The sequence below is a fragment of the Aporhodopirellula sallentina SM41 genome (assembly GCF_000346505.1).
GTDB lineage: Bacteria > Planctomycetota > Planctomycetia > Pirellulales > Pirellulaceae > Rhodopirellula > Rhodopirellula sallentina.
The window spans coordinates 23,318-45,325 of record NZ_ANOH01000223.1 but is presented as its reverse complement, the minus strand read 5'-3'; the positions used below and the strand labels follow the sequence as shown (position 1 = coordinate 45,325).

Here is a 22,008-nt window from a genome sequence, read left to right as displayed (position 1 = left end):
CTTCGCTGTTTCTGTCGATCATAGCACGCAGCCGTCCGCTGACGTGCTTGGTCGGTGTTGAGACGACTACAGGTAGTAAACCAACAGCGATGCCGCGAGCAGCACCGACGCCCAGAACGTCATGGTGTTTGTCGACCACGTCCGGCCGAGCAACCCGGTTTCATTGAAACCTTCACGAACGGTGTTGAGAGCGGCACCCATCCCGCGAAGAAAGACCGCTCGCAGTCCACTGTCGACGGCTTCATATCCCGAACGCATCGCTGAGATGACTTTCGGAGCCGCCACGCGATAGAACCAATCGGTGTCGAGCACGGTGGCTCGTTTCTCTTCAGGGTACAAACCGAGCTTGATCAATACGACAAACGCCAAGCACGCGTACATCAGCAGTTGCAACTGCGTAACAACGTGCGTCACCGTGTAGGGGTGATAGTCTGATTCGAAGGGCAATAAGGCGTAGAGCAGCGGATAGGCGATCCCCAACGTGATGCAGCCTGCCGCCGCGATTCCCATCGCGAGCAACATGTTCCATGGGGCTTCCTTGGGTCGTTTGCCACTGTCGTGTGCGAAGAAAGCGAAGAACGGAATCTTGATGCCCGAGTGCTCCATCACCCCGGCCGACGCGATCAACAACACGATCCAAACGCCGAACAAGTGATGCTCCGCCGCTGCCGAGATGATCATCGATTTGCTGACGAAACCGCTGAGCAGTGGGAACCCCGAGATCGCTCCGGCACCGATGAGACAGAAGGTAGTTGTCCACGGCATCGATTTATGCAATCCGCCGAGCTCCGTCGCCTTGGTGGTTCCGACGCGATACAGCACGGCGCCCATCGACATGAACAGCAGCGATTTGTAAATGATGTGACAGAACGCATGGGCAACCGTCCCGTTGATCGCCAATTCGGTTCCGATGCCGATTCCAACGACCATGAACCCGAGTTGATTGTTGAGACTGTAGGCGAGAACGCGTCGCAGATCGTTTTCGATCACCGCGAAAATGATCGGGAACAGCGTCATCGTGCATCCGACCCAGATCAATGGTTCGAAACCGGCGAATCCACGGCACAACGAATACACAGCGAGTTTGGTCGTGAACGCACTCAGGAACACGGTGCCGGTGACGGTTGCCTTCGGATAAGAGTCCTGCAACCAATTGTGTAGCAGCGGAAACGCACACTTGATCCCAAAGGCGACCAACACCAGTTGTCCTGCCGTTGTCAGTCCTCCCTCGCTGCCTTCCAGCCCCACAAAAGAGTCAAACGCGAGCGAACCGGTTTCGACGAACTGCACAATCGCCCCGGAAAGCAGTAAGACGCCTGAGGTGACTTGAACAATCAGATATCGCATCCCGGCACGATAGGAACTCTCGTTGTCGCTCGCCCAAACTAGGAAGACGCTCGAGATCGCGGTCAGCTCCCAGAACACAAACAACGTCACCAAATCACCCGCGCACGCCGCACCGATCGCCGCGCCAGCGTAAAAGACGCCAGAAACATGCTGGCGTGTGTCACGAACATGCAGGGCGTAGATCGCCGAAACAATGGCTGCGATATGGAAGACGATTCCGAACGGACGCGATAACGAATCGATGCGAACCACCGACAATTCCGCGCCGAACAACTCCACCGCACCGTAGTCACCTGCGGGTGTGAGCAGAAACAACAGCAGGCTCAACGCGGAAAGGCCGAGGACCACCCACGGTTGAACACGTCGGGCGAGAAATGGCAGGAACAGGGCTCCCACCATCATGATCAATCCGGGAGGCAAACTAGCGATCGCCGTCATGGTAGTAATCCTCTGGACGTGAAACGATCAGGCGTAGCAAGCGACCCAAAAAAACGATGACTACAAACGTGACAAAACCGAACCACGCCTGAAACGCAAAGCTAGTTTCAATATCAAAGTGCGGGTGTGGGTTGGTGTAGAACAGATCGGCGAGTGCTAAGGCCGCGCAGACGACAACGAGCGCGATGATCATTAACCGAATGTTCTGCGGTCGTTCAAACCAGCTCGGATCGGATGGTTCTTTTGAATGATTCATGTTCGTCCTCGCGGCATACTAAGAGGGCATTGCCGTGATGGGCAACAAAGCCTGGTAAATCCATTGGGCGGCAAAGAACAGCACGACACTGCCGATTGCCGTCACGCACAACGGTACGACACACATCGCCGGGGCTTCCTGCATGTTTGAAAACCAATTGCCGGTCTCGGATTCCGACTCGTCCTCGGATTTGGATGGCTTCATGAACGCTCGCATCGGGATCGGGACGAGGTACGCGATGTTCAACAGCGAACTGACCATCAACGCGGCTGTGAGCAGGTATTGATGCGTTTCAACGGTTCCGAGTGCGAGGAACCACTTGCTCCACGCCCCACCGCCGGGCGGCAGTCCGATGATGCTCACCGAGGCGATCAGGAACGCCGCGAAGGTGAACGGCATCTTGCGTCCGAGTCCTTCCATATCGCTGATGTTCTTCTTGTGAGCGGCCACGTAGATGGCTCCCGCGCAAAAGAACAACGTGATTTTGCCGACCGCGTGCATGGCGATGTGCATGCCGCCGCCGATCACACTGTTGGGCGTCGCCAGCATTGCTCCCAATGTGATGTAGGCCAATTGTCCGATCGTCGAGTACGCCAATCGAGCCTTTAGGTTGTCTTTGGTCATCGCGACCAACGAGGCAACCACCAACGTGAATCCTGCCACGTACGCGAGGTACAGACTCACGCCGGTTTCTCGCAGTAACTCCAATCCGAAGATATAAACGCACACTTTCATCACCGAAAAGACGCCGACTTTCACGACCGCGACCGCGTGCAACAAAGCACTGACCGGGGTTGGGGCAACCATGGCCGCTGGCAACCATCGGTGAAACGGCATCAAGGCTGCCTTCCCGATACCGAACGTGAACAAACCGATCAGAACGCCAAGTCCCGTCTGCGAGATACGGTTCTCAGCCACCGCGGTCGATAAGATTCCCCCGAGTTGGAAATCCAACGTACCGGCGAGTGACCACGTCCAAACGATTGCCAACATGAAGAACGCAATGGATGTCGAAAGCAGAATGCCAAGGTAGATCCTGCCTCCGCGTTTGGCCTCGTCCGTTCCGTGATGCGTCACCAATGGATACGTCGAAATCGTCATGACTTCGTATGCGACAAACAGTGTGAACAGGTTTGCCGAAAACGCAGCTGAAAGCGCCGCGAAGATCGCGATCGCGAAACAAGCGAAAAAACGTGTTTGGTGTATTTCGTGATGGCCTCGCATGTATCCGACGGCGTAAGCGGTCGTCAGAATCCACAACCCAGACGCAACCAGCGCAAAGAGCATTCCGAGAGGTTCGACACGAAACGCGATCTCGAATCCCGGCAACATCTCACCGAGATGCCATTCAGGTCTCTTGCCTGAAAACACGCCGATCGATAACGACGCGACGACGATTAACAGCAACCCGGCAACGGTACCGGATGCGCCATCACGAAGGTCCGGTGATTTCCCAAAGAGAACGATCAGCCCAACCGCCAAAAGCGGCAATGCGAGCGAAATCCATATCAAGTGATCGGGAGACATCTTATGGGGTTCCTCCCAAGAGCACGATTGCGGCTTGTCGGGCGATTCCTGCCGAATACGGCGTCCAGACGCCAAACAGCAACGTCGCCCCGATCAACAGATACGTCGGTATCAGCATTCTCAGTGGTGCTTCCGTTGCACCCGCGGCGGCCTCACTCGGTTCACTGAAGAAGAGAGTCTCAACGACCTTCCAGACGTACACGACCGCGAGCAATGAACTGACCAACATCAATACAGCGATCGGCCATCGCCCGGTTTCAAACGCACTCGTCAGTAGTAGCCATTTGCTAATGAAACCAGCCGTCATAGGCACTCCAATGAGCGCCAGTCCTCCGATCGCCCACGCGATCGCGGTCAACGGCATCGTTCGTCCGGCACCCTTCCAATCAGACAATTGCACACTGCCGAGACGCAGAGCGAAACATCCGGCGACCATGAACAGCCCACCCTTAATCAAAGCGTGATTGAACATGTGGACGATTCCCGCAGACAGGCCCGTCGGTGTCGCCATCGAAATGCCCAACAACATGTAACCGATCTGGGCAACGCTCGAATATGCGAGCAACCGTTTGACGTTGTTTTGATAGATCGCCGCGATCGATGCGATGAAGATCCCCACCAACGAGAACAACATCAACTCGGTATCGAGTGGCAAGACGTCAAACGCGAATCCGGGTGTGATGATTCCAAAAATCAACCGCACAAACGCATAGACGGAAACTTTGGTAGCCGTCGCTGCGATGAAACACGTCACAACCGATGGTGCATAGGTGTACGCGTTGGGCAGCCATGTGTGCAGCGGGAAGACCGCCATCTTCACACACAGTCCCACAGTTAGAAATGCAAACGCGACGAGAACCGTCCGAGGCCCGTGTTCGTGCGGAACGCGAGCGGCGATGTCGGCCATGTTGAGCGTACCGGTCATCTGATACAGCAGCCCAATACCGATCAGGATGAACGTCGCCCCGATACTGCCGAGAATCAAATACTGAAACGCGGCGAGCGGTGCTCGTCGGGTCCGGCCCAGACTGATCAACGCGTACGACGACAGCGATGAGATTTCCAGGAATACGAACACGTTGAACAAGTCACCCGTCACGCACATGCCGAGCAGGCCCGTCATGCAGAGCAGATACGTGGCGTAGAACAGGTAGTGTTTCGACGCGGGGATTTCATCGCGAACGCTCAGCGGAGCGTAAACCAGAACGATCGCACCGATTCCCGAAACGAATGCCATCACGAAGCCCGAGAAGATATCGACTCGGTATTCGATCCCGTACGGCGGACTCCAATTACCGAGTTCGTATCGAACGACATGGTGCTGCAGCGTTTCCCCGAGCATCGCGACACTGCATGCGAACGCGGCGAAGGATACCACCAGGGCGAGCAGATAAGCGGCCCGTCCGTTGCCTACGAGCACGCAGCATGGTGCGGCCATCAACGGCAGCACGATCAATAGGATCGGTAGGTGGGCGAAGATCGCGTCGATCATTGGATCCCTTCCAAAACAGACTGCCTCATTCGCCACGATCCAATTCTAAGATGAGTTCTTCGTCCACCGTTCCGTAATCTTCACGGATTCGGACGACTAGCGCCAACGCGAGTGCCGTCGTCGCGATACCGACCACGATCGCGGTCAGCATCAAAACGCTCGGCAGCGGGTTGGAGTAAATGATTTCTGTTGATGCGTGTGCCAACTCTCCGCCATGATCCGCGACCGTCAACGCCACCTCATGAGCGACTTCGTGGACCACCTCATGAGCTTCATCCGCATGTTCGATCGCGGCGTGTGCATTCTCGCCCACGCCATGCGAAGCGTGGGACTGCTGCTCCGCGATTGCAGGAGGAACGATCGGTGCGGTTCCGTGCTCGACTTTGCCCATCGTGATGTACAAAAGGAACACAGATGTTTGAAAGATGTTCAAACCGATGACGGATTTAATGAGGTTCTTTCGAGCCAGGACGATGTAGAACCCGGTCATCATCAAAAAGATCACGACCCAGTAGTTGTACAGTCCGGCGATGGATTCGAACGTCATTGAGTTTGCTTCCTTCCCGCGAACGCGTAGAAGATCATCGTCATCACCGCGGTCACGGTGATTCCGACTCCCATCTCAACGAGGAAAATTCCTAGGTGTTGGCCGCTCGGAATATGCCACTGTGGCAGGACATGATGTTCGAGCACGTTGTAATCGAGAAACCGCCCGCCGAGTGCCATCGTCAGGATTCCGGTCCCGGCGTAAACCAGCACACCCAGTGCCATGCATTTTTCAATCACGATGGGAGGTGCGACCCTCTGAATGGCTTCGAGGCCGAACACCAAACCGTAGAGAATCAACGCGGATGCGAAGATCACACCGGCTTGAAACCCACCACCGGGCCCGTAGTCACCGTGGAATTGAACGTAAAACGCGAACAGCAGGATGTAGGGGATCAACAACTTGGTGATGATCCGAATGATCGGGAACGCACTCATGGAGTTTTGTTCCCCGCCAATTGAGTTGGTTCGTCCTTTTCGTCGTTGCGTCGCAGGATCAGCAGAACTGCGATGCCAGCGGTCAAAACCACCGTCGTTTCGCCGAGTGTATCGTAGCCCCGATAACTCGCCAAAAGCGCAGTCACCACGTTCGGGAGACCGTGCATATCGGCTTCGGATCGCTTCACAAAGGACGGATCCGGGTAAACCTGCACCGGAGCGTCAGGGGATCCGAAATGCGGCATATCCAACGTCCCGTAGACCAACGTCGCCCCGGTCACGATTACCACGAATAAGGGGACAAGCGATTTCTTTCGGGGGATCTCTTCCGCCTTGCCGGTCAACGCCATCGTGCTGAGCATCAACACGGTGGAGATTCCCGCACCCACAGCAGCCTCGGTGAAGGCGACATCGGGGGCATCGAGAATGATCATCCAACTCGCACTCAGAAAACTGTAGATGCCGGTGAACATGATCACCGCCCACAATTCCCTCAGCTTGGCGATCGCCACCGCCGTGATGGCGAGCAGGGCGAGAATCGCGAAGACTATGAAGTTCATTCCGGTTTCCTCCCGCCGAGGTTCGGTAGTTCAATATCTGATTCGATATCGAGCTGTGGTTTGAGCCCATTCAAGATCGCGGATTTCGCCAACGCGTGGCACGAACTCGGACTCGTGATCGTCAGAAAGAACAAGATGACAAACAGTTTGAACGCGGCCAGGGTGGGCCCCGCCAACAGAATCAATCCGATGATGACCAACCCGGCCCCCATCGTGTCGGTAATCCCCCCGCCGTGCATCCGCGAGAAAAACTCGGGCAAACGGATCAGCCCGATGCCGCCGATTACCGAGAAGATAGCTCCGCCGATCAAGAAGAAGTAACTAGCGATTTCCAGTGCAATCATGGCTGATTCGACTCTCCCGACGACGTGACGCTGTCGCTAAAACTGTTGTATTGGGTGAATCGCAGCAGAGCGACGATGCCGATGAAGTTCATCAAACTGTACAGCAGAGCGAGATCGAGAAAGTCGCTCCGACCGGTCACGAAACTGACCACCGAAATCAACAACACCGTCTTGGTGCCGAACATGTTCAGCGCCAAAACACGATCGAAAACAGTCGGTCCCAACGTGGCACGCACGAGAGCTAAGATCATCGTCAACAGAACGGCGAAGGACGTCGCCATGAGGATGCCCGTGGTCAATGCATTCGGCAGTAGATCCGGCGACATTAGGACTCCCCCTGCCCAGGCGTGTTGGGTGGCCCGGGATGGTTAGGTGTGGATTCGGTCGAATCGTCATCACATTCGTTGGCGGACGCGTCTTCACATCGCTCGAGACGGGAAACGCGTTCACCCATTTCGCCCGCCATGTCTTCGGCTGATTCGTCCAGTGACAAACCGTGAACGAGTATTTCCTTGCCTTCCAAACGCACCGAGACGGTACCCGGCGTCAACGTGATCGAGTTGGCAAAAATGACCCGTCCGATTTCACTTCTTTGTTTCGCCGGTACCAAAATTAGATTGCGTCGCAGTGGCATCACTCGCGACAAAATGATTCTCGCCACGTTGATGTTCGACGTGACGATCTCTTTCGCCAACCAAGGTGCATAGATAAGGAACGGCCGCAAACCGAGGTGTGCCGGTGCACCTTCCTCATCGACGATTCGCATCCGCCATGAAATCCACAAACACGACAGACAAGACACTGCCCCCACCCCGAGTAGAAACGGGTTATCAAAATGCCCAGACCACAGCAACCAATTGGCGACCAGAGCGGCAAGGAGTGTTAAGGCGTATTTCACGTGTGAAGCATTCAATCCGTTGATAGACGCATGTCAAGCAATCCATCCTCAGGATGCTCCCATATGTCTAATGGGCATAGGGTATACCGGGGTCGCAAATCAAGACAAGTCGGGCAAATTGGATGATTATCACCACCAGCAATTTCCAAACGCGAAGGTAACTCGCACCGGGTTTCCCAAATTGCCAAGGCTGCCTTCTTGCACAGTACCGACTTCTGCAAACGCTCAGGTGTTCAAGAAACTAAGATGGGTAAGCGGCGATGAATACGCACCCGCCGAAGTCGTCTTTCGTACCGTTTCGTTTCCCATTACCGGCGATACCGCCGCGGTTTTCTTCGAGTGATCAAACAGCCATGATCCGTGTGGACCCAATCTTGTTCTCGAACGTTTCGACGGCGATCCAGCGGACCGCAAACCTGACCGGAGGTGCGGTGCGAGGGCTCCCCAATGGAATAGTCATTGAGGGATTGAAGGGGATCAACTCCTTTAATTCTGAAATGGCCGAGGCGCAGAAGGAATTCAATCAGGGCCGAGTGCAGTCTTCTTTGCAACGGGTTCGGCAGATGGAAATGACCTTCAACGGTATCGCCGGGCGGTGGAATTCGACCGTCGGTTCGATCGTCACGTCGGCCCGACAGGGCAAAAACAATCTCTCGATTCAAAAGCTCAATGAAGTCAAAAACGCCCAAGCCAAGATGCAACAACTGACCGGCCCGGTCACCAAAACCTTTCGCGATTTGATCACTGCGCTCGATCATGCGGTCTCCAATGAGGATGACAAATCGGACGCACAACACACGATCGATTCCCCGCCCCAATCGGATGCACCGGCGTCAAACGAAACCGAATCGGAATCCGCGGACCGGCAGGTGAGGGTCGACGGTGCGACGGCCCACCGTGAGGAGACGCCGGACCCTAACCTGCTCGAACGGTTCGCAGAGAAGTACCAGTACGGTCCGCGTTTGAGAGTGGAAGCGGGTGCGGACGGCAAAGCACGTGTGCGACCAAAAATCGAAAGTGGTCAGTTCTACTTCATGCAGGGAATCGATCCGCCCGCGGTCGTGCGCGTGAGAGACGTTCAGCGGCAATCGGTGATTGTCTTCGATTCGCGACGCAGCCTTGAAGTGGCGATCGACTCCGGAGAACTCAAAAGACTTTTGCGAGAAGGCATCTGGTTGTTGCAGCCCAGGTAGCGGATCCGAACACGGTTGATCGAGGGAGGCTCTGATATAGTGAAGGCTCGGTCTCGCGGCGGCAAATCGACGACGCCGTTCCATTCCTTCTTCGGTGAGCCCTTCTCGCATGGCCAAAAAGTCCGCTCCTTCGAAGTCGACCGGTGCGAATTCGAAGTCTCAAAGTCGTTCGAACGCAGCGAACATATTGAGGCAACCTGCTGAGGTAGCCTTTGCCGAAGAGCTCGACGCTCTGATTCGCGCCGACAAAGATCCAAAGCCGCCCGGTTGGAGATTGTCGCCACGCAGTGTGCTGACCTACATCGTTGGTGGGAAGGTCGGTACGCGGACCATTCTTCCAAAGTATGTGGGCAACGATCGGGTCGTCCAGATTGCGATTTCGACTTTGGTGACCGATCGAGCCTTGTTGTTGATCGGGGAGCCTGGAACGGCGAAGTCTTGGTTGAGCGAACATCTCGCTGCCGCAATCAACGGCGACAGCACCAAGGTCATTCAAGGCACCGCGGGTACCACCGAAGAACAGGTCCGGTATACGTGGAACTACGCGATGCTGATCGCCAACGGACCGAGCAATGACGCGTTGATCAAAAGTCCGATCTATCACGCGATGGAACAAGGCAGCCTCGCTCGGTTTGAGGAAATCACCCGCTGCGCGTCCGAGGTGCAAGACGCGATGATCTCGTTGCTCAGCGAGAAACGTCTTTCAATTCCGGAACTATCAACCGAGTTGCCGGCCGCGAAAGGGTTCTCTGTTATTGCGACGGCGAATACTCGCGACCGCGGCGTCAATGACATGTCGGCTGCACTCAAAAGGCGATTCAACATTGTTGTCTTGCCGACGCCGGCGAAGATCGAGACGGAAATCGAAATCGTCACCAATCGTGTCAAAGAGTTGTCCGCCGATTTGAGTTTGCGGTCGGAGATACCTAGCGAGGATTCGATTGAACAGATCGTTACGATCTTCCGCGAGCTTCGCCAAGGTCAAACGCTCGACGGTAAAAACAAAGTCAAAACACCGTCGGGAGTTCTTTCAACCGCCGAGGCGATTTCTCTGCTCGCCGGCAGCATGGCTTTGGCGGGCAACTTTGGCGACGGCAGTGTATCGGCCGAGGATCTCGCCGCGGGACTTCAAGGCGCGATCGTCCGGGACGAGGAAAAAGACAAGGTCGTCTGGGCAGAGTATCTCAAGAACGTCGTCAAGAAACGTGGTTCGGCATGGCGCTCGCTCTACACGGCGTGTGAAGAGCACAATGGCTAAACGTCAATCATCTCGTGCCGAACAAACGTCGCAACGATCTAGCCTTTCACGCGCAGACATGCACGTCTTTGGGGTTCGCCACCTGTCACCGATGGCGGCCTATGACCTGCGAATCCTTCTCGATGAGGTGCAACCGTCGATCGTTCTCATCGAAGGTCTCCATGACGCGACGGACTTGATTGGGGATATTGTCCGCAAAGAAACACAGCCACCGATAGCGATCCTCGCGTACACGGATGCTCAGCCGGTGCGAACGCTCGTCTATCCGCTCGCTCGGTACAGCCCTGAGTATCAAGCGATCCGATGGGCGGACGATCACGATGTCGAGGTGCGATTGATCGATCTGCCGTCGAGTATTTTTCTCGCTCTCCAACCGGATCGTCAACATATTTCTGCGCCGGAGAAAACACAGGAAGACGATGTCGTCGAACCAGCAGACGTCCCTCCCGAAAGTATCTATGAGCGTATCGCCAAAGCGGCAGGCGAGTTGGACTACGAAGCCTACTGGGAACGGCGTTTCGAACATCTTACTGAACCCGGTGAGTATCGCCGCACCGCGATCGCGTTTGGGGAACAACTCCGAGAATTGAGGGAAGACCATCCCCGAGATCTCGCCGAAACCCTGATCCGCGAATCGTTCATGCGTCGATGTATTGATGAGGTGCTCAGCGAGGGCCACCGTGCGGAGAAGGTGGTTGTCGTGGTGGGAGCATTTCATGCCGGCGTGCTCGGTAATGATTACTCGTCGATGACAGATGCCGAGTTGGAACGGTTGCCCAGCGTGAACGCCAAACGCACGTTGATGCCCTATTCGTATTTCAAACTGTCGTCACAGTCTGGATACGGTGCGGGAAATCACGCGCCCGCGTACTACGAGTTGCTGTGGGATTGTTTGCACCGGGATTCGGGCGGTCATGGGTGTCGTGGTGAAGTCGAGGGTCTTGCCGCCGACTACCTGACGCGGGTTGTGAGGGAGTTGCGAGCATCGGGAACTCACCGCAGTACTGCCGAGGTAATCGATGCGGTACGACTCAGCCGAACGTTGTCCGATATGCAACAAGGCAGTGCACCGGTGCTCGAAGATCTCCGTGACGCTGCGGTGGCGATCATCGGACAAGGAGATCGCGGTGTGTTGGCCGAGCCGATGGCTCGGGTTGAGGTCGGTACCGCAATCGGGACCCTGCCGAAAGGGGTCAGCCAAACGTCGATCCAAGATGACTTCAATGAGAAGCTCAAGACGCTAAGACTCGAGAATTATCGAACGACGGTCAAACAAGATGTGTCGCTCGATTTACGCGAAAACCGCAGAGCCAAAACGGAGGCGTCGGCGTTTTTGGATTTGAACCGATCGACTTTCTTGCATCGGCTCGCTTTATTGAACGTCCCCTTCGCGTCGTCAATCGCGACCGATCAAACGTCGGCAACCTGGGCCGAAGCCTGGCAGTTGCAATGGTCACCCGAAGCGGAGATCGCTCTCGTTGAATCCGTCTTGATGGGGGAAACGGTCGAAATCGCGTCTGCCTACCAACTGCAACAACAGATCGACAACGCGGCAACCATTTCGGAGGGAGCTTCGCTGATCAAAACAGCGAGTCGGTGCGAGTTGTTGGCGGGAATGTTGGCCGCACGAGGAAAGTTGCAGGCTCTCGCCACACAGACGTCGGCCACCGTTGAAACCGCGGTGGCGGCGTATGAGTTGACGTTGACGATACGGTTTGGCGACGTCCGTCGTTTTGACGCGGAGCCGTTGTATCCACTGATGGAAGAGTTGTTCGTTCAATCGGTGCTGAGTCTGATCGGGTCATCGGTTTGCGATTCCGCAGCGGCGAAAGGATTGATGACCGCGATGGACCAATTGAACAACATTGCGTTTGAATTCAGTACTCAAGTCGACGAGGGATTGTGGATCAATCGCTTGGGTGAACTCGCCCGTCGTGATGATTTGAACGCCGTGTTGTCCGGCTACGCATGCGCGATTCTTTTGGAACGCGGGCTGATGGATAACGCGGAGTTGTCACGCGAGGTTTCACGCCGTTTGTCTCCCGGAATCCCGGCGGATCTGGGTGCCGGGTGGTTCGAAGGTCTCGCCGGGCGGAATCGATACGCGTTGTTGGCTCGGCAGGAAATGTGGGTTCAGTTGTCGGAGTACATTGCGATGCTCGATGAAGAGCAGTTCCGACGCAGCGTTGTGTTTTTGAGACGCGCCTTTGGCAGTTTCAGCGTCACCGAGAAACGAGCCATCGCAGAAAACCTAGGCGATCACTGGGGGATCGGTCATGAGGAAGCGACCGAACGATTGCAGACGGATTTAAGTGAAGACGAACAAGACGTTTTGGAGGAACTCAATGAGTTCGACTTCGACGAATTCTAACGAACTACCCGAGCAGGTCCGGCGTTGGCGTTTGATCCTGGGACGATCGGCCGAGGAGGAACTCGGACGATCGTGTAGTGGCGGTTGTCCCAATCTGTCGGAGGATCAGGTAGCGATAGATGAAGCACTCGCGGCGATCTATGACGAGACGGAAGGCGATTCCGATGGCCAGCGATCCGCAGGGCTGGGGGCTTCATCGCCGAAGATCGCCAAATGGCTCGGTGACGTTCGCACCTACTTCACCGAAGACGTTGTTTCGGTGATTCAGTCCGATGCGATCGAGCGGAAGGGGCTGACTCAACTGCTGTTCGAGCCCGAAATGCTCAAGAGCGTGCAGCCCAATGTTCAGTTGGTTGGAACGTTGATGTCTTTGCGGGGGAAAATTCCCGAACGCACGAAAGAAACGGCGCGAATGGTGGTTCGGTCGGTGGTCGATCGGATCACACTCGAGCTCGAACATAAGATCCGGCAGGCGGTGACCGGAGCACTGAATCGCGGAGAGCATTCACCAATCCCCCACGCGGACTCGATCGATTGGAAATGGACGATCGGTCGCAACCTGAAAAACTACAACCCACAACTTGGCAAACTGATACCCGAACGCGTTTACTTCTTTTCTCGAGCTCAACGCCGCCAAAGTTGGACGGTGATTGTCGACATGGATCAAAGTGGCTCGATGGCGGATTCGGTGGTTTATGGTGCGGTAGTCGGTTCGATTTTCGCGAGCCTTCCTGCACTCAAGACGCACGTCGTGGCCTTTGACACCGAGGTGGTCGATCTATCGGAGCAATGTGGAGATGATCCGGTCGACATGCTGTTTGGGGTGCAACTCGGCGGCGGGACCGACATCAACAAATCGGTTGCGTACTGTGAACAGTTCATCGAGTCGCCCGCCGAGACGTTGTTTATTCTACTGACCGATCTGTACGAGGGCGGCAACCAATCGCAACTCATCCGCCGCATGGATGAGTTGGTCGGATCGGGTGTGAGAGTATTGTGTTTGCTCGCGCTGTCAGATTTGGGTGTCCCGAGCTATGACGCCGGCCTCGCGAAGAAACTCGCGGACCTGGGCATTCCCTGTTTCGGCTGCACCCCCGATCGCATGCCGGACCTGGTCGCCGGAGCACTTCGCGGTGATGACCTGGCGGCTTTGGCGAGTCGAGTTTCGTCAAACGATTCATAAGTACGCGTGTTCGCGAGCACGACACCGCCCGTCATGTTTAGTCGATAGAAACGAGCAAGATCGGTTGCGATTGATTCTGTGATGAGGGCGTTCGACAAAAGCCTTTTTGCCGAAGGATGAACCCAACAACAGCGAGCGGGGTTTGGGTGAAGTTACCGCGCATTGCGAGAGCAGTCGTGTGAGTAGAATGATATTCCGATGAAGGCTATAGAATTTCAGTGCGATCTGAAGAAAATTAGCTTCCTAAACCAGCAGTGTGAAAGAAATCACCTGTGCGGAACAACCTCTCCGAGTACGACCCCACGCGATGAACTCCCATCTCGAATTGTTATTGTCACTGCCCCCGCAAATGTCTGCGGAGTTCAAAGAATTGTGGCCCGAACTCGCGTCCCGTTCATTTGCAACGCACGATCCTGAGAACGCTCAATTGGGCAGCGGAGGCGGGACTGCCCATGTGCTCCATCAAGCGTGGATGCAATCAGGACGTTCGTTCGAACAATGGATGAATGACGGTCAAAAGATCGTGATTCACGGTGGTGGTGAGAGTCGTCGTTTACCAGCGTACGCGGGGGTTGGAAAGCTATTTCTACCGTTTCCGGTGTTGCGTTGGTCGCGAGGTCAGCGTCTCGGGCAAACGCTATTGGATTTGAATGAGCCTTTCCTCACCGAAGCGTTCGCGAAGGCGAGTGATTCGTCTCGAGTGTTGATTGCCAGTGGTGACGTGTTGCTTCGAGGGATTGAATCAGTATCGAGTTTGCCGGATGCTGACGTCGTGCTGTTGGGTATGTGGGCCGCACCGAGCGTCGCGCAAAACTATGGCGTGATGTTCTGCAACCGAGACACCCCGCAACAGTTGGAAACATTCCTGCAAAAACCAAGTCCCAACGAGATACGCGATCGGTCGAGAGACCTGCCGTTTCTGATTGATGTGGGCGTGTGGTTGTTGAGCGAGCGAGCGGTCGAATGCCTGATGCGGAAATGCGGATGGGACAGTTCACGACAGAGTTTCGCCGACGGTGGGTTGCCTGAGAATTATGACTTGTACGGTGAATGGGCGCAGCACCTCGGCGAAAACCCGTTGGCATACGATGAAGAGGTGTCGTCGCTGTCGGTGGCAATTGCTCCCGTCGAAGACGGACAGTTTTTTCACTTCGGAACAACCAGCGACGTTGTCGAGTCGAGTTATTCGTTGCAGAACATCGTTACTAACCAGTCTCGGCTCGGAGCGGTCGCGTCGCTTGCTCAACCGAAACAGTTCATTCTCGACTCAACTTTTGGGGCACCGCTGCGTCGACAAGAAAACGAGTCGCTTTGGGTCGAAGGAAGCCACATCCCCGCGACATGGAAGATCGGGAAGCGTCACATGTTGACGGGGGTTCCTGAGAACGATTGGAATTTGCAACTAGGTGACGGTGTATGTTTGGACTTCGTCCCCGTTGGCGAAGAACAGTTCGCGATTCGTTTCTACGGATACGACGATCGATTCCGAGGAGCAATCGACGACCCGTCAACTCAGTGGCTCGAGAATCCGGCACGAGAATGGTTTGCGTGTCGCGGTATCGATCGCCAGGCGGCCGGCATTGACGGCGACACGGATCTACAGGTCGCCTCGTTATTTCCTGTTCTCGATCGGGAAAAGATCACCGGCGAGTTCATGCGTTGGCTCGTGAGTGGATGTGATGTCGGCCAATCTGATGATGCCGCCGAACATCGCAGCGCGTGGTTGGCGGCGAAGCGCTATTCAGCCCGGCAGCTGAGTCAACGTACCAATCTCGCTCAGTGGCAGGAGCTGCGGTTGAAACTACGGGAGAAGGCGTTGCCGATCATGGTGGGGCATGGACGGCGTAGCATTTATTCCAAGTTAGATTTGAAAGACCTCGCCAAGGGCTTCGCGGCGTCGACCGCAGAGCTACCCGAGCCTTGCTTGGAAATGAACGACGTGATGTTGTCGGTTCATGATCGAATGTTCCGATCGGAAGTTCTGAGGCTAAGAGAAGATTCACAATGGAAGCAAGAAGAGCAGCATGCCTTCAAGTTGTTGGAAGATGCCATCGTTGCTCCATTCATTCGAGACTCGGTGCATCCCCAAACGCAACTCGCGAACGATCAGATCGTCTGGGCACGTAGTCCCGTCCGAGTGGACTTCGCGGGTGGATGGACCGACACGGCGCCCTACTGCATTGAAAGCGGGGGCAGTGTCGTCAATCTCGCCCTCAACCTGAACGGCCAGCCACCGATCCAAGCGTTTGCTCGGCGGAGTCATTCGTCGACGATCACGATTCGCTCGATCGACTTAGGGATCAGTGAAGAGATTAGCTCGTATGAGCAACTGCAGTCTTATCGCAAACTCGGTAATGGGTTTTCGGTGGCCAAAGCGGCTCTTTGTCTGTGTGGCTTTCATCCCGATTTCAACGGCGGGCGCTACGCGACATTGAAAGACCAGTTGGCTGAATTCGGTGGAGGGGTTGATATTTCTATGTTGGCTGCCGTTCCGAAAGGGTCCGGGTTGGGTACGAGCAGCATCTTGTCCGCTACCGTTTTGGGTGCGATCAGCGAGATGTGCGAGTACCGTTGGGATGCCCAGTCGATCGCGACTCGTGTCAGTGCGTTGGAGCAAATGCTAGGCAGCGGTGGAGGTTGGCAGGATCAGTTCGGAGGGTTGCTCTCGGGGGCGAAGCTGATTCAAACTCACCCAGGATTGTCACAGGTTGAATCGGTCCGATGGTTGCCAACGGATTTCTTTTGTTCCAAAGAGTACCAGTCACGGGCGTTGCTGTATTACACGGGAATCACCCGCGTGGCGCACGATGTTCTCGGAGAGATTGTCCGGGGGATGTTCCTTAACGATCCTCAGAGGCTCAAAGTTCTCGATGCGATTCGCGCCAACAGCGAAACATGTTTTGAAGCCGTGCAGTTCTTGGACCTGGATGCGTTCGCCAGCAGTATCAGGCAAAGTTGGCAATCGAACTGTATGCTCGATTCCGGTACCAACACACCCGAAGTGGTCTCGATCGTTGAGCGGATTGAGCCGTACGTGTCGGCATACAAACTTTGTGGAGCCGGCGGAGGCGGGTTCATGTACTTGCTCGCCAAGGATGCCGTGAGTGCAGAGCGTATTCAGGATGAACTGAAAACGAAACCTCCAAACAATCGGGCTCGGTTTGTGGAGATGAGTGTGTCCAACACCGGAATGCAAGTATCGCGCAGCTGACGCTCGACGACGAAAGCCGTTTGCAAAGGCTGCGCTCGCGCACCAATGAGAGCCATTGAGATTGGTACGCGAGTGACCTGAACCGTGCTTGACTACTAAATCAACTCATCGAGTTGTTTGGTAAGGTCGGCGAAGTGGTCGAGGGTTGTCTTCACCGCGTCCGGTTTGGTCATGTCGACACCGGCTCCCTTGAGGAGATCAAGGGGGTCTTGGCTGCATCCGCCACGCAGAAAATTGATGTAGTCATTCAGTTCGGTTTCGCCACCGCCGAGCACGCGTCGGCTCAGTGCGACCGCCGCGCTCAGACCGGTTGCGTACTTGTAAACATAGAACGCACGATAGAAGTGAGGGATTCGGAAACACTCGAGTTCTAACGATTCGTCGACTTTGAATTCCGGACCAAAGTAAGCGTCGAGCAATTCGCGGTAGGTGGCTCGCAAGGAAGCGACGGTCAACGGTTCTCCCGCTTCCGCCATCTCATGCGTGCGTTTTTCGAATTCGGCAAACATCGTCTGCCGAACCACGGTAGCCCGCAGACCATCGAGTTCGTTGTTAATCAGGTAGGCACGTTCGGTATCGTCGGTGGCCTGTTCGAGAAGGTGCGCGGTCAACAATTGCTCATTGAAGGTACTCGCAACCTCGGCGACGAAAATTGTGTAGTTGTAGTACTGGAACGGCTGATGGGACGCCGAATACCAACTGTGCATCGAGTGTCCGGCCTCGTGCGTGAGCGTGAAGACGTCATTGAGAACTTCTTCTTTGAAGTTCATCAGAATGAACGGATCACCGTCGAAGGAACCGCAACTGAACGCGCCACTTTGTTTACCACGGTTGGGATAACGATCGGACCATCGGCCACGCAGTCCACCTTCGAGCGTTCCAACGTATTCGCTGCCGAGTGGCGCGAGTGATTCGAGGATCACATTCACGGCTTCGTCCCACGTGTGACGTTTCTTGACGTCCGAGAGAATTGGCACGTAGGTGTCATAGTGGTGAAGGTCAGACAGACCCATCTTGCGACGACGAACGTCGAGATAGTGATGCACCGCCGGCAGGGAATCCCGGACCGCCGAAATCAGATTGTCGTAGACGGAGGTCGGCATGTTGTCGGGGAATAACGCCGCTTCGAGACTGTTTTCGTAGTTGCGAGCCCGGGCGTAGTAGACGTCCCGTTGAATGCTGCCGGCTAGCGTTGCGGCGAGTGTGTTACGGTGATTGTCGAAGACCTCATAGTATTGTTCGAACGCGGCCTTGCGGACTTCCCGTTTGGGGCTTTGCAGGAACTGACTGAACGTCGCGTGCGAAAGTTCGATCTTGCGACCATTCTCATCAGCGAGTTCGCCAAACTTCAGATCAGCATCATTGAGTTGACGAAACGCGTTGCCCGCGGCACCGGCCATCTCGCCTTGCATCGCGAGCAACCGCTCTTCGCGATCGGTCAGTGTGTGCGGTCGGTAGCGGACGATGCGTTCGAGTTGCAGTTTGAAATCTGCGAGTTTCGGGTCGTTCAGGAACTCATCCATCTTCTCGGCGTCAATTGCGAGCAGTTCTGGCCGAACGAAACTCGCCGCCTGAGACGCTTTCATGACCAAATTTTGAAAACGCAGTTTGCGGGCTTGATGATCACTGTCACCTTGGTCCTCGGTGGTTCGCAAGAATGCGTACGTGCCTAAGCGTTCCGCGATGCGATCGATCTCGAGGTCAAACGTGAGAAACTCCAGCAGCGTATCAACGCTCTCGCCCAAACGTCCTTGGTAGGTTTCGAATCGATCGACTTGGCCAGCGACTTTATCGAAGTCGGCCTGCCAGGCTTCTTCCGTTTCGTACAGACTGGACAGATCCCAACAGTCTCCTACCGGGACTTCGCTTCGCAGTGGTAGGGTCGTCGTTGCTGTCGCGCTCATGTTTGCAATCCGTTGATTGGAGGTTGGGTGTGTTGGCGAGCGTTTACAAACGCTCAAAGATGATAAGTGTTTGGCGAGTCAGGTTTGGCTGTTGTTCTCAACCACTGTTTCTACGCACCGTCGTTTCGCATTTTTTGACGAATCGCGGTGATGATTTCTCGAGGAACGAACTTGGCCAGGTGCGCGTCGTCATCGCTGATCATGGCGATCTGTTTCAGCAGAGAGCTGCTGACGTGTGCGAACCGTTCGTCCGCCATCAAGAAGACGGTTTCGATCGCCGGGTCGAGTTGGCGGTTGGCCATCAACATGGTGAATTCGCCCGCGATATCGGTCAGGGGGCGGATGCCGCGCACCATGACCCCCGCCCCGAGCGAGCGGACGAAATCCACCGCGAGGGTATCGAACGTTTTCACGCTCACGTTGGGCAGATCCCGAGTCACCATCGAAACCAGATCGACGCGTTCGTTGATGTCAAACATCGGCCGTTTGTCCGCATTGATTCCGATCCCAACGGTGAGCGATTCGAACATCTTCGACGCACGTTGGATGATGTGCAGGTGGCCTGATGTGATCGGGTCAAACGAGCCCGTGTAGACGGCAGTACGGTGAGAAAGCCCGTCTGATTGTCCGGCCGTTTCGCTCAAAGACGCGTCGTGAGTGGAATCAGTCAATGGATCGGGTCCGTGCGGGGATGTATCAACGAGGAATCAGATCGGCCAACTTTTTCAGGTCGGTGTCGTCATTGTAGACGTGAACGCTCGCTCGTACGCCCCCGCCTCGGCAACTGACAACGACGCCATTTTCGAGTCCTCGCGAGCGAAAATCGGCCGGTGATTCACCGGGGACCTCAAACGTGACGATCCCGCTGCCGTGTTTGCTGAACGGTTCGTTATCGAAGAGAAGTTTGCCGCCTCGTTCGCTGATCATCTCGCGAAGCCGGTGTGCTCGCTCGAGGACACGTTCGCCGATTGCGTCGGGTCCGTGAATTCGCCCCACCTCGACGAACATTTCCAACGAGGAGGCGAATGCCATCAGTCCGGGCATGTTCGCCGAACCGGTTTCGAATCGCCCTGCGTCGTCTCGCAAGTCAAACGTGGCACCTGAAAACAGGTGTGCGTTGCGAACACTCGCCCAACCGACGTTTTCGCAGCGGAGAGTGTTCAAGTGTCGACGTCGGATGACGGCCACACCGGCGCCTTCGGGACCGAGTAACCATTTGTGGCCATCGGCGGAGAGAAAATCGACGTCACAACTGCGCAAATCGAGTGGGTAGATTCCGAGGCCTTGGATCGCGTCGAGAAAAACCAAAACGCCACGGTCGTGTGCCTCGCGGACCAACCGGTCCAGTTCGATTCGGAACCCGCTCGCGTAGCCGACCCAACTGACCGCGATGATTTTGGTGTGTTCATCGACCGCCGCGATCAAGTCATCGACCTCGGCGCGACCGTCACGCCGGGGAACGGTCTTCACCGAGACCCCGCGGTCAGCGAGATTGAGCCACGGGAACCGGTTGCTAGGGAATTCCCCTTCGGGCAGCACGACGTTGTCGCCGTCTTGCCATGGGTAGCCGTTGGCAACGAAATTGATCCCGGCAGTCGTGTTCGGGACCAAGGCGACTTCCTCGGATTCACAACAAATCAGTTCCGCCGTTAGCGTGCGAAGCGTTTCCACCTTTGCCGACCAGTCGAGCCAGTGCACGTCGCCGCTCGTGGACGCCATGTCGGTAAAACGCCGCAACGTTTGGGCAGCCGGATCGCTCAACGGCGCGACTGCTGAGTGATCGAAGTATGCCCATTGTTGAGAAACAGGCATGAGGTCGCGCCACCACTGCCAAACATCGTCAAGACGTTTTGGAATCTCGTGGAGATGTTTTGGGCGGGTCGTGTGAGTTGTCGAGTCACTCACCGTTTTTTTCCAATCATCATGCCTAATCCGATACGGCTGGCCGCGATGAACGTGAACTGGACGTCTTCATATCCGGCGTCTTTCATTCGTTGTTCGGCCACGGGGAGTTCAGGGACCTCGCCTTCGTTTGTTTGCACCTGCATGCGAAGCATCTCGAGCGACTCGGCGAGCATCGGTTGATGAGGACCACGGAACGAATCGATGACGATCAATCGTCCGCCCGGTTTCAAACTGGTCGTCACCGTGTCGAGAATCTCTTTGATCTGCGATGGCCCAAACGCATGCAAACGCTGGGCGATCACAACGATGTCATAAGTCGCCTCGGGAAGCGTGGTGCCGGGAACATCACCGACGCGTGTTTCAAAGCGATCGGTGAGTCCGATCGACGTGGCGGTTGCCGTTGCAGCCTCCAAGGCGGCTTGGTTGTCGATCGCGGTCACCCGCATCGCAGGTTCACGAAACGCCATCGCGCAGCTCCAGACCGCCGAGCCACAACCGAAATCGAGCAACTCGATGGGTTCAGATTCGGTGGCGGACGATTCGGAATTGTTGCTGTCGCTTTGCGTTGTCGACGCCTCATCGTCGGTTGTTCCGGCACCGAGGTTGAGGATTTCACAGACCTGCATCGCGGCCGGGGTATGCACCCACTGCGTCGCGGCGATCGCGTCAAACCGTGTCTGCAGTTCAGGCGTGATCGCACTCTCCAGTGCCGCTGTTTCATTCGAGTCCAATGTTGCACTCGAGTCCGATGTTGCACTCGAGTCCGATGTTTCGCCATCGGTTGCGTCCGGATCGCTTTGGAGTGCCTCGACGAGGCCGTTCCATGTGGAATCGCCGAGATCCGCATCGTACTGACACAGCAACCGCGCGGTCGACGAGAGGGCATAGTCTTCTTGATAGCGTTCGATGATCCCGACCGCGGTCAGCGATTGGATCAGCATCAAGATTTTTGCTTCCGGGATCTTTAGCCCTTCCGAAAGCATCTCGAGCGTCTTCTGCCCTTCAGCGAGCTGATCGAACAAACCGATTTGCCGCGCCGCACGCAAAATATGCGAGGTCGCGTTGATCGTCATGAGTTCTTGGTAGTGATCGAGCGTCCGATCTTGATTCGACATGGATGGAGGTAAGTGGGTAGGT

The 22,008-nt window shown here is 55.7% G+C and carries 19 protein-coding genes; 5 read left to right on the top strand and 14 right to left on the bottom strand.

The features are described from left to right. Positions 1-66 precede the first annotated feature (66 nt). From RSSM_RS15025 to RSSM_RS14980, 10 genes are read right to left on the bottom strand one after another with little or no spacing between them, the layout of a single operon-like run. Positions 67-1,785, bottom strand: a complete 1,719-nt coding sequence (locus tag RSSM_RS15025; protein WP_008680303.1) for a Na(+)/H(+) antiporter subunit D — start codon at positions 1,783-1,785, stop codon at positions 67-69. Then, entirely contained in the window at positions 1,769-2,041 is a 273-nt protein-coding gene (locus tag RSSM_RS15020) for a hypothetical protein (RefSeq protein WP_008680301.1), read from the bottom strand. Before RSSM_RS15020 ends, RSSM_RS15025 begins: the two co-directional genes overlap by 17 nt. An 18-nt stretch (positions 2,042-2,059) precedes the next feature. Then, positions 2,060-3,568 (bottom strand): proton-conducting transporter transmembrane domain-containing protein, encoded by a 1,509-nt coding sequence (locus RSSM_RS15015; protein ID WP_008680298.1) that lies wholly within the window; start codon positions 3,566-3,568, stop codon positions 2,060-2,062. A 1-nt stretch (position 3,569) separates the two neighbouring features. Next, positions 3,570-5,060: a monovalent cation/H+ antiporter subunit D family protein gene (locus RSSM_RS15010; protein ID WP_008680296.1), complete on the bottom strand. Its 1,491-nt coding sequence runs from the start codon at positions 5,058-5,060 to the stop codon at positions 3,570-3,572. Positions 5,061-5,085: 25 nt separating this feature from the next. Then, positions 5,086-5,607: a sodium:proton antiporter gene (locus RSSM_RS15005; protein WP_008680294.1), complete on the bottom strand. Its 522-nt coding sequence runs from the start codon at positions 5,605-5,607 to the stop codon at positions 5,086-5,088. After that, a complete protein-coding gene (locus tag RSSM_RS15000; protein ID WP_008680292.1) occupies positions 5,604-6,044 on the bottom strand; it encodes a Na(+)/H(+) antiporter subunit B in 441 nt (146 codons plus the stop codon). The genes RSSM_RS15005 and RSSM_RS15000 overlap by 4 nt, the downstream gene beginning before the upstream one ends. After that, entirely contained in the window at positions 6,041-6,604 is a 564-nt protein-coding gene (locus RSSM_RS14995) for a DUF4040 domain-containing protein (protein ID WP_008680289.1), read from the bottom strand. Before RSSM_RS14995 ends, RSSM_RS15000 begins: the two co-directional genes overlap by 4 nt. Further along, entirely contained in the window at positions 6,601-6,948 is a 348-nt protein-coding gene (mnhG, locus tag RSSM_RS14990; protein WP_008680288.1) for a monovalent cation/H(+) antiporter subunit G, read from the bottom strand. Before mnhG ends, RSSM_RS14995 begins: the two co-directional genes overlap by 4 nt. After that, complete coding sequence (locus RSSM_RS14985) at positions 6,945-7,274, bottom strand: monovalent cation/H+ antiporter complex subunit F (RefSeq protein WP_008680286.1); 330 nt, start codon at positions 7,272-7,274, stop codon at positions 6,945-6,947. Before RSSM_RS14985 ends, mnhG begins: the two co-directional genes overlap by 4 nt. Continuing rightward, positions 7,274-7,846 (bottom strand): Na+/H+ antiporter subunit E, encoded by a 573-nt coding sequence (locus RSSM_RS14980; RefSeq protein WP_081613792.1) that lies wholly within the window; start codon positions 7,844-7,846, stop codon positions 7,274-7,276. Before RSSM_RS14980 ends, RSSM_RS14985 begins: the two co-directional genes overlap by 1 nt. Positions 7,847-8,199: 353 nt before the next feature. On the opposite strand from RSSM_RS14980, the gene RSSM_RS31715 reads away from it, so the two are divergent. From RSSM_RS31715 to RSSM_RS14950, 5 genes are all read left to right on the top strand, one after another. Beyond that, entirely contained in the window at positions 8,200-9,039 is an 840-nt protein-coding gene (locus RSSM_RS31715; protein WP_008680283.1) for a hypothetical protein, read from the top strand. A 187-nt stretch (positions 9,040-9,226) separates the two neighbouring features. Next, on the top strand, positions 9,227-10,297 hold the full coding sequence (locus RSSM_RS14965) for an AAA family ATPase (RefSeq protein WP_008680279.1): 1,071 nt from the start codon (positions 9,227-9,229) through the stop codon (positions 10,295-10,297). After that, complete coding sequence (locus RSSM_RS14960; protein WP_236621162.1) at positions 10,290-12,668, top strand: DUF5682 family protein; 2,379 nt, start codon at positions 10,290-10,292, stop codon at positions 12,666-12,668. Before RSSM_RS14965 ends, RSSM_RS14960 begins: the two co-directional genes overlap by 8 nt. Beyond that, positions 12,643-13,851: a VWA domain-containing protein gene (locus RSSM_RS14955; RefSeq protein WP_044302620.1), complete on the top strand. Its 1,209-nt coding sequence runs from the start codon at positions 12,643-12,645 to the stop codon at positions 13,849-13,851. Before RSSM_RS14960 ends, RSSM_RS14955 begins: the two co-directional genes overlap by 26 nt. A 256-nt stretch (positions 13,852-14,107) precedes the next feature. Then, on the top strand, positions 14,108-17,062 hold the full coding sequence (locus RSSM_RS14950; protein ID WP_052336057.1) for a bifunctional fucokinase/fucose-1-phosphate guanylyltransferase: 2,955 nt from the start codon (positions 14,108-14,110) through the stop codon (positions 17,060-17,062). A gap of 95 nt (positions 17,063-17,157) precedes the next feature. Here RSSM_RS14950 and pepF read toward each other — a convergent pair whose 3' ends face one another. The 4 genes from pepF to RSSM_RS14930 all read right to left on the bottom strand — a co-directional run bounded on the left by pepF (position 17,158) and on the right by RSSM_RS14930 (position 21,986). After that, positions 17,158-18,966, bottom strand: a complete 1,809-nt coding sequence (gene pepF, locus RSSM_RS14945; RefSeq protein ID WP_008680268.1) for an oligoendopeptidase F — start codon at positions 18,964-18,966, stop codon at positions 17,158-17,160. A gap of 110 nt (positions 18,967-19,076) precedes the next feature. Continuing rightward, complete coding sequence (gene coaD / locus RSSM_RS14940; RefSeq protein WP_008680265.1) at positions 19,077-19,610, bottom strand: pantetheine-phosphate adenylyltransferase; 534 nt, start codon at positions 19,608-19,610, stop codon at positions 19,077-19,079. Between the two features lie 52 nt (positions 19,611-19,662). Next, positions 19,663-20,871, bottom strand: a complete 1,209-nt coding sequence (locus tag RSSM_RS14935; RefSeq protein ID WP_008680263.1) for an aminotransferase class V-fold PLP-dependent enzyme — start codon at positions 20,869-20,871, stop codon at positions 19,663-19,665. Continuing rightward, entirely contained in the window at positions 20,868-21,986 is a 1,119-nt protein-coding gene (locus RSSM_RS14930; RefSeq protein ID WP_008680261.1) for a class I SAM-dependent methyltransferase, read from the bottom strand. Before RSSM_RS14930 ends, RSSM_RS14935 begins: the two co-directional genes overlap by 4 nt. Positions 21,987-22,008: the final 22 nt, after the last annotated feature.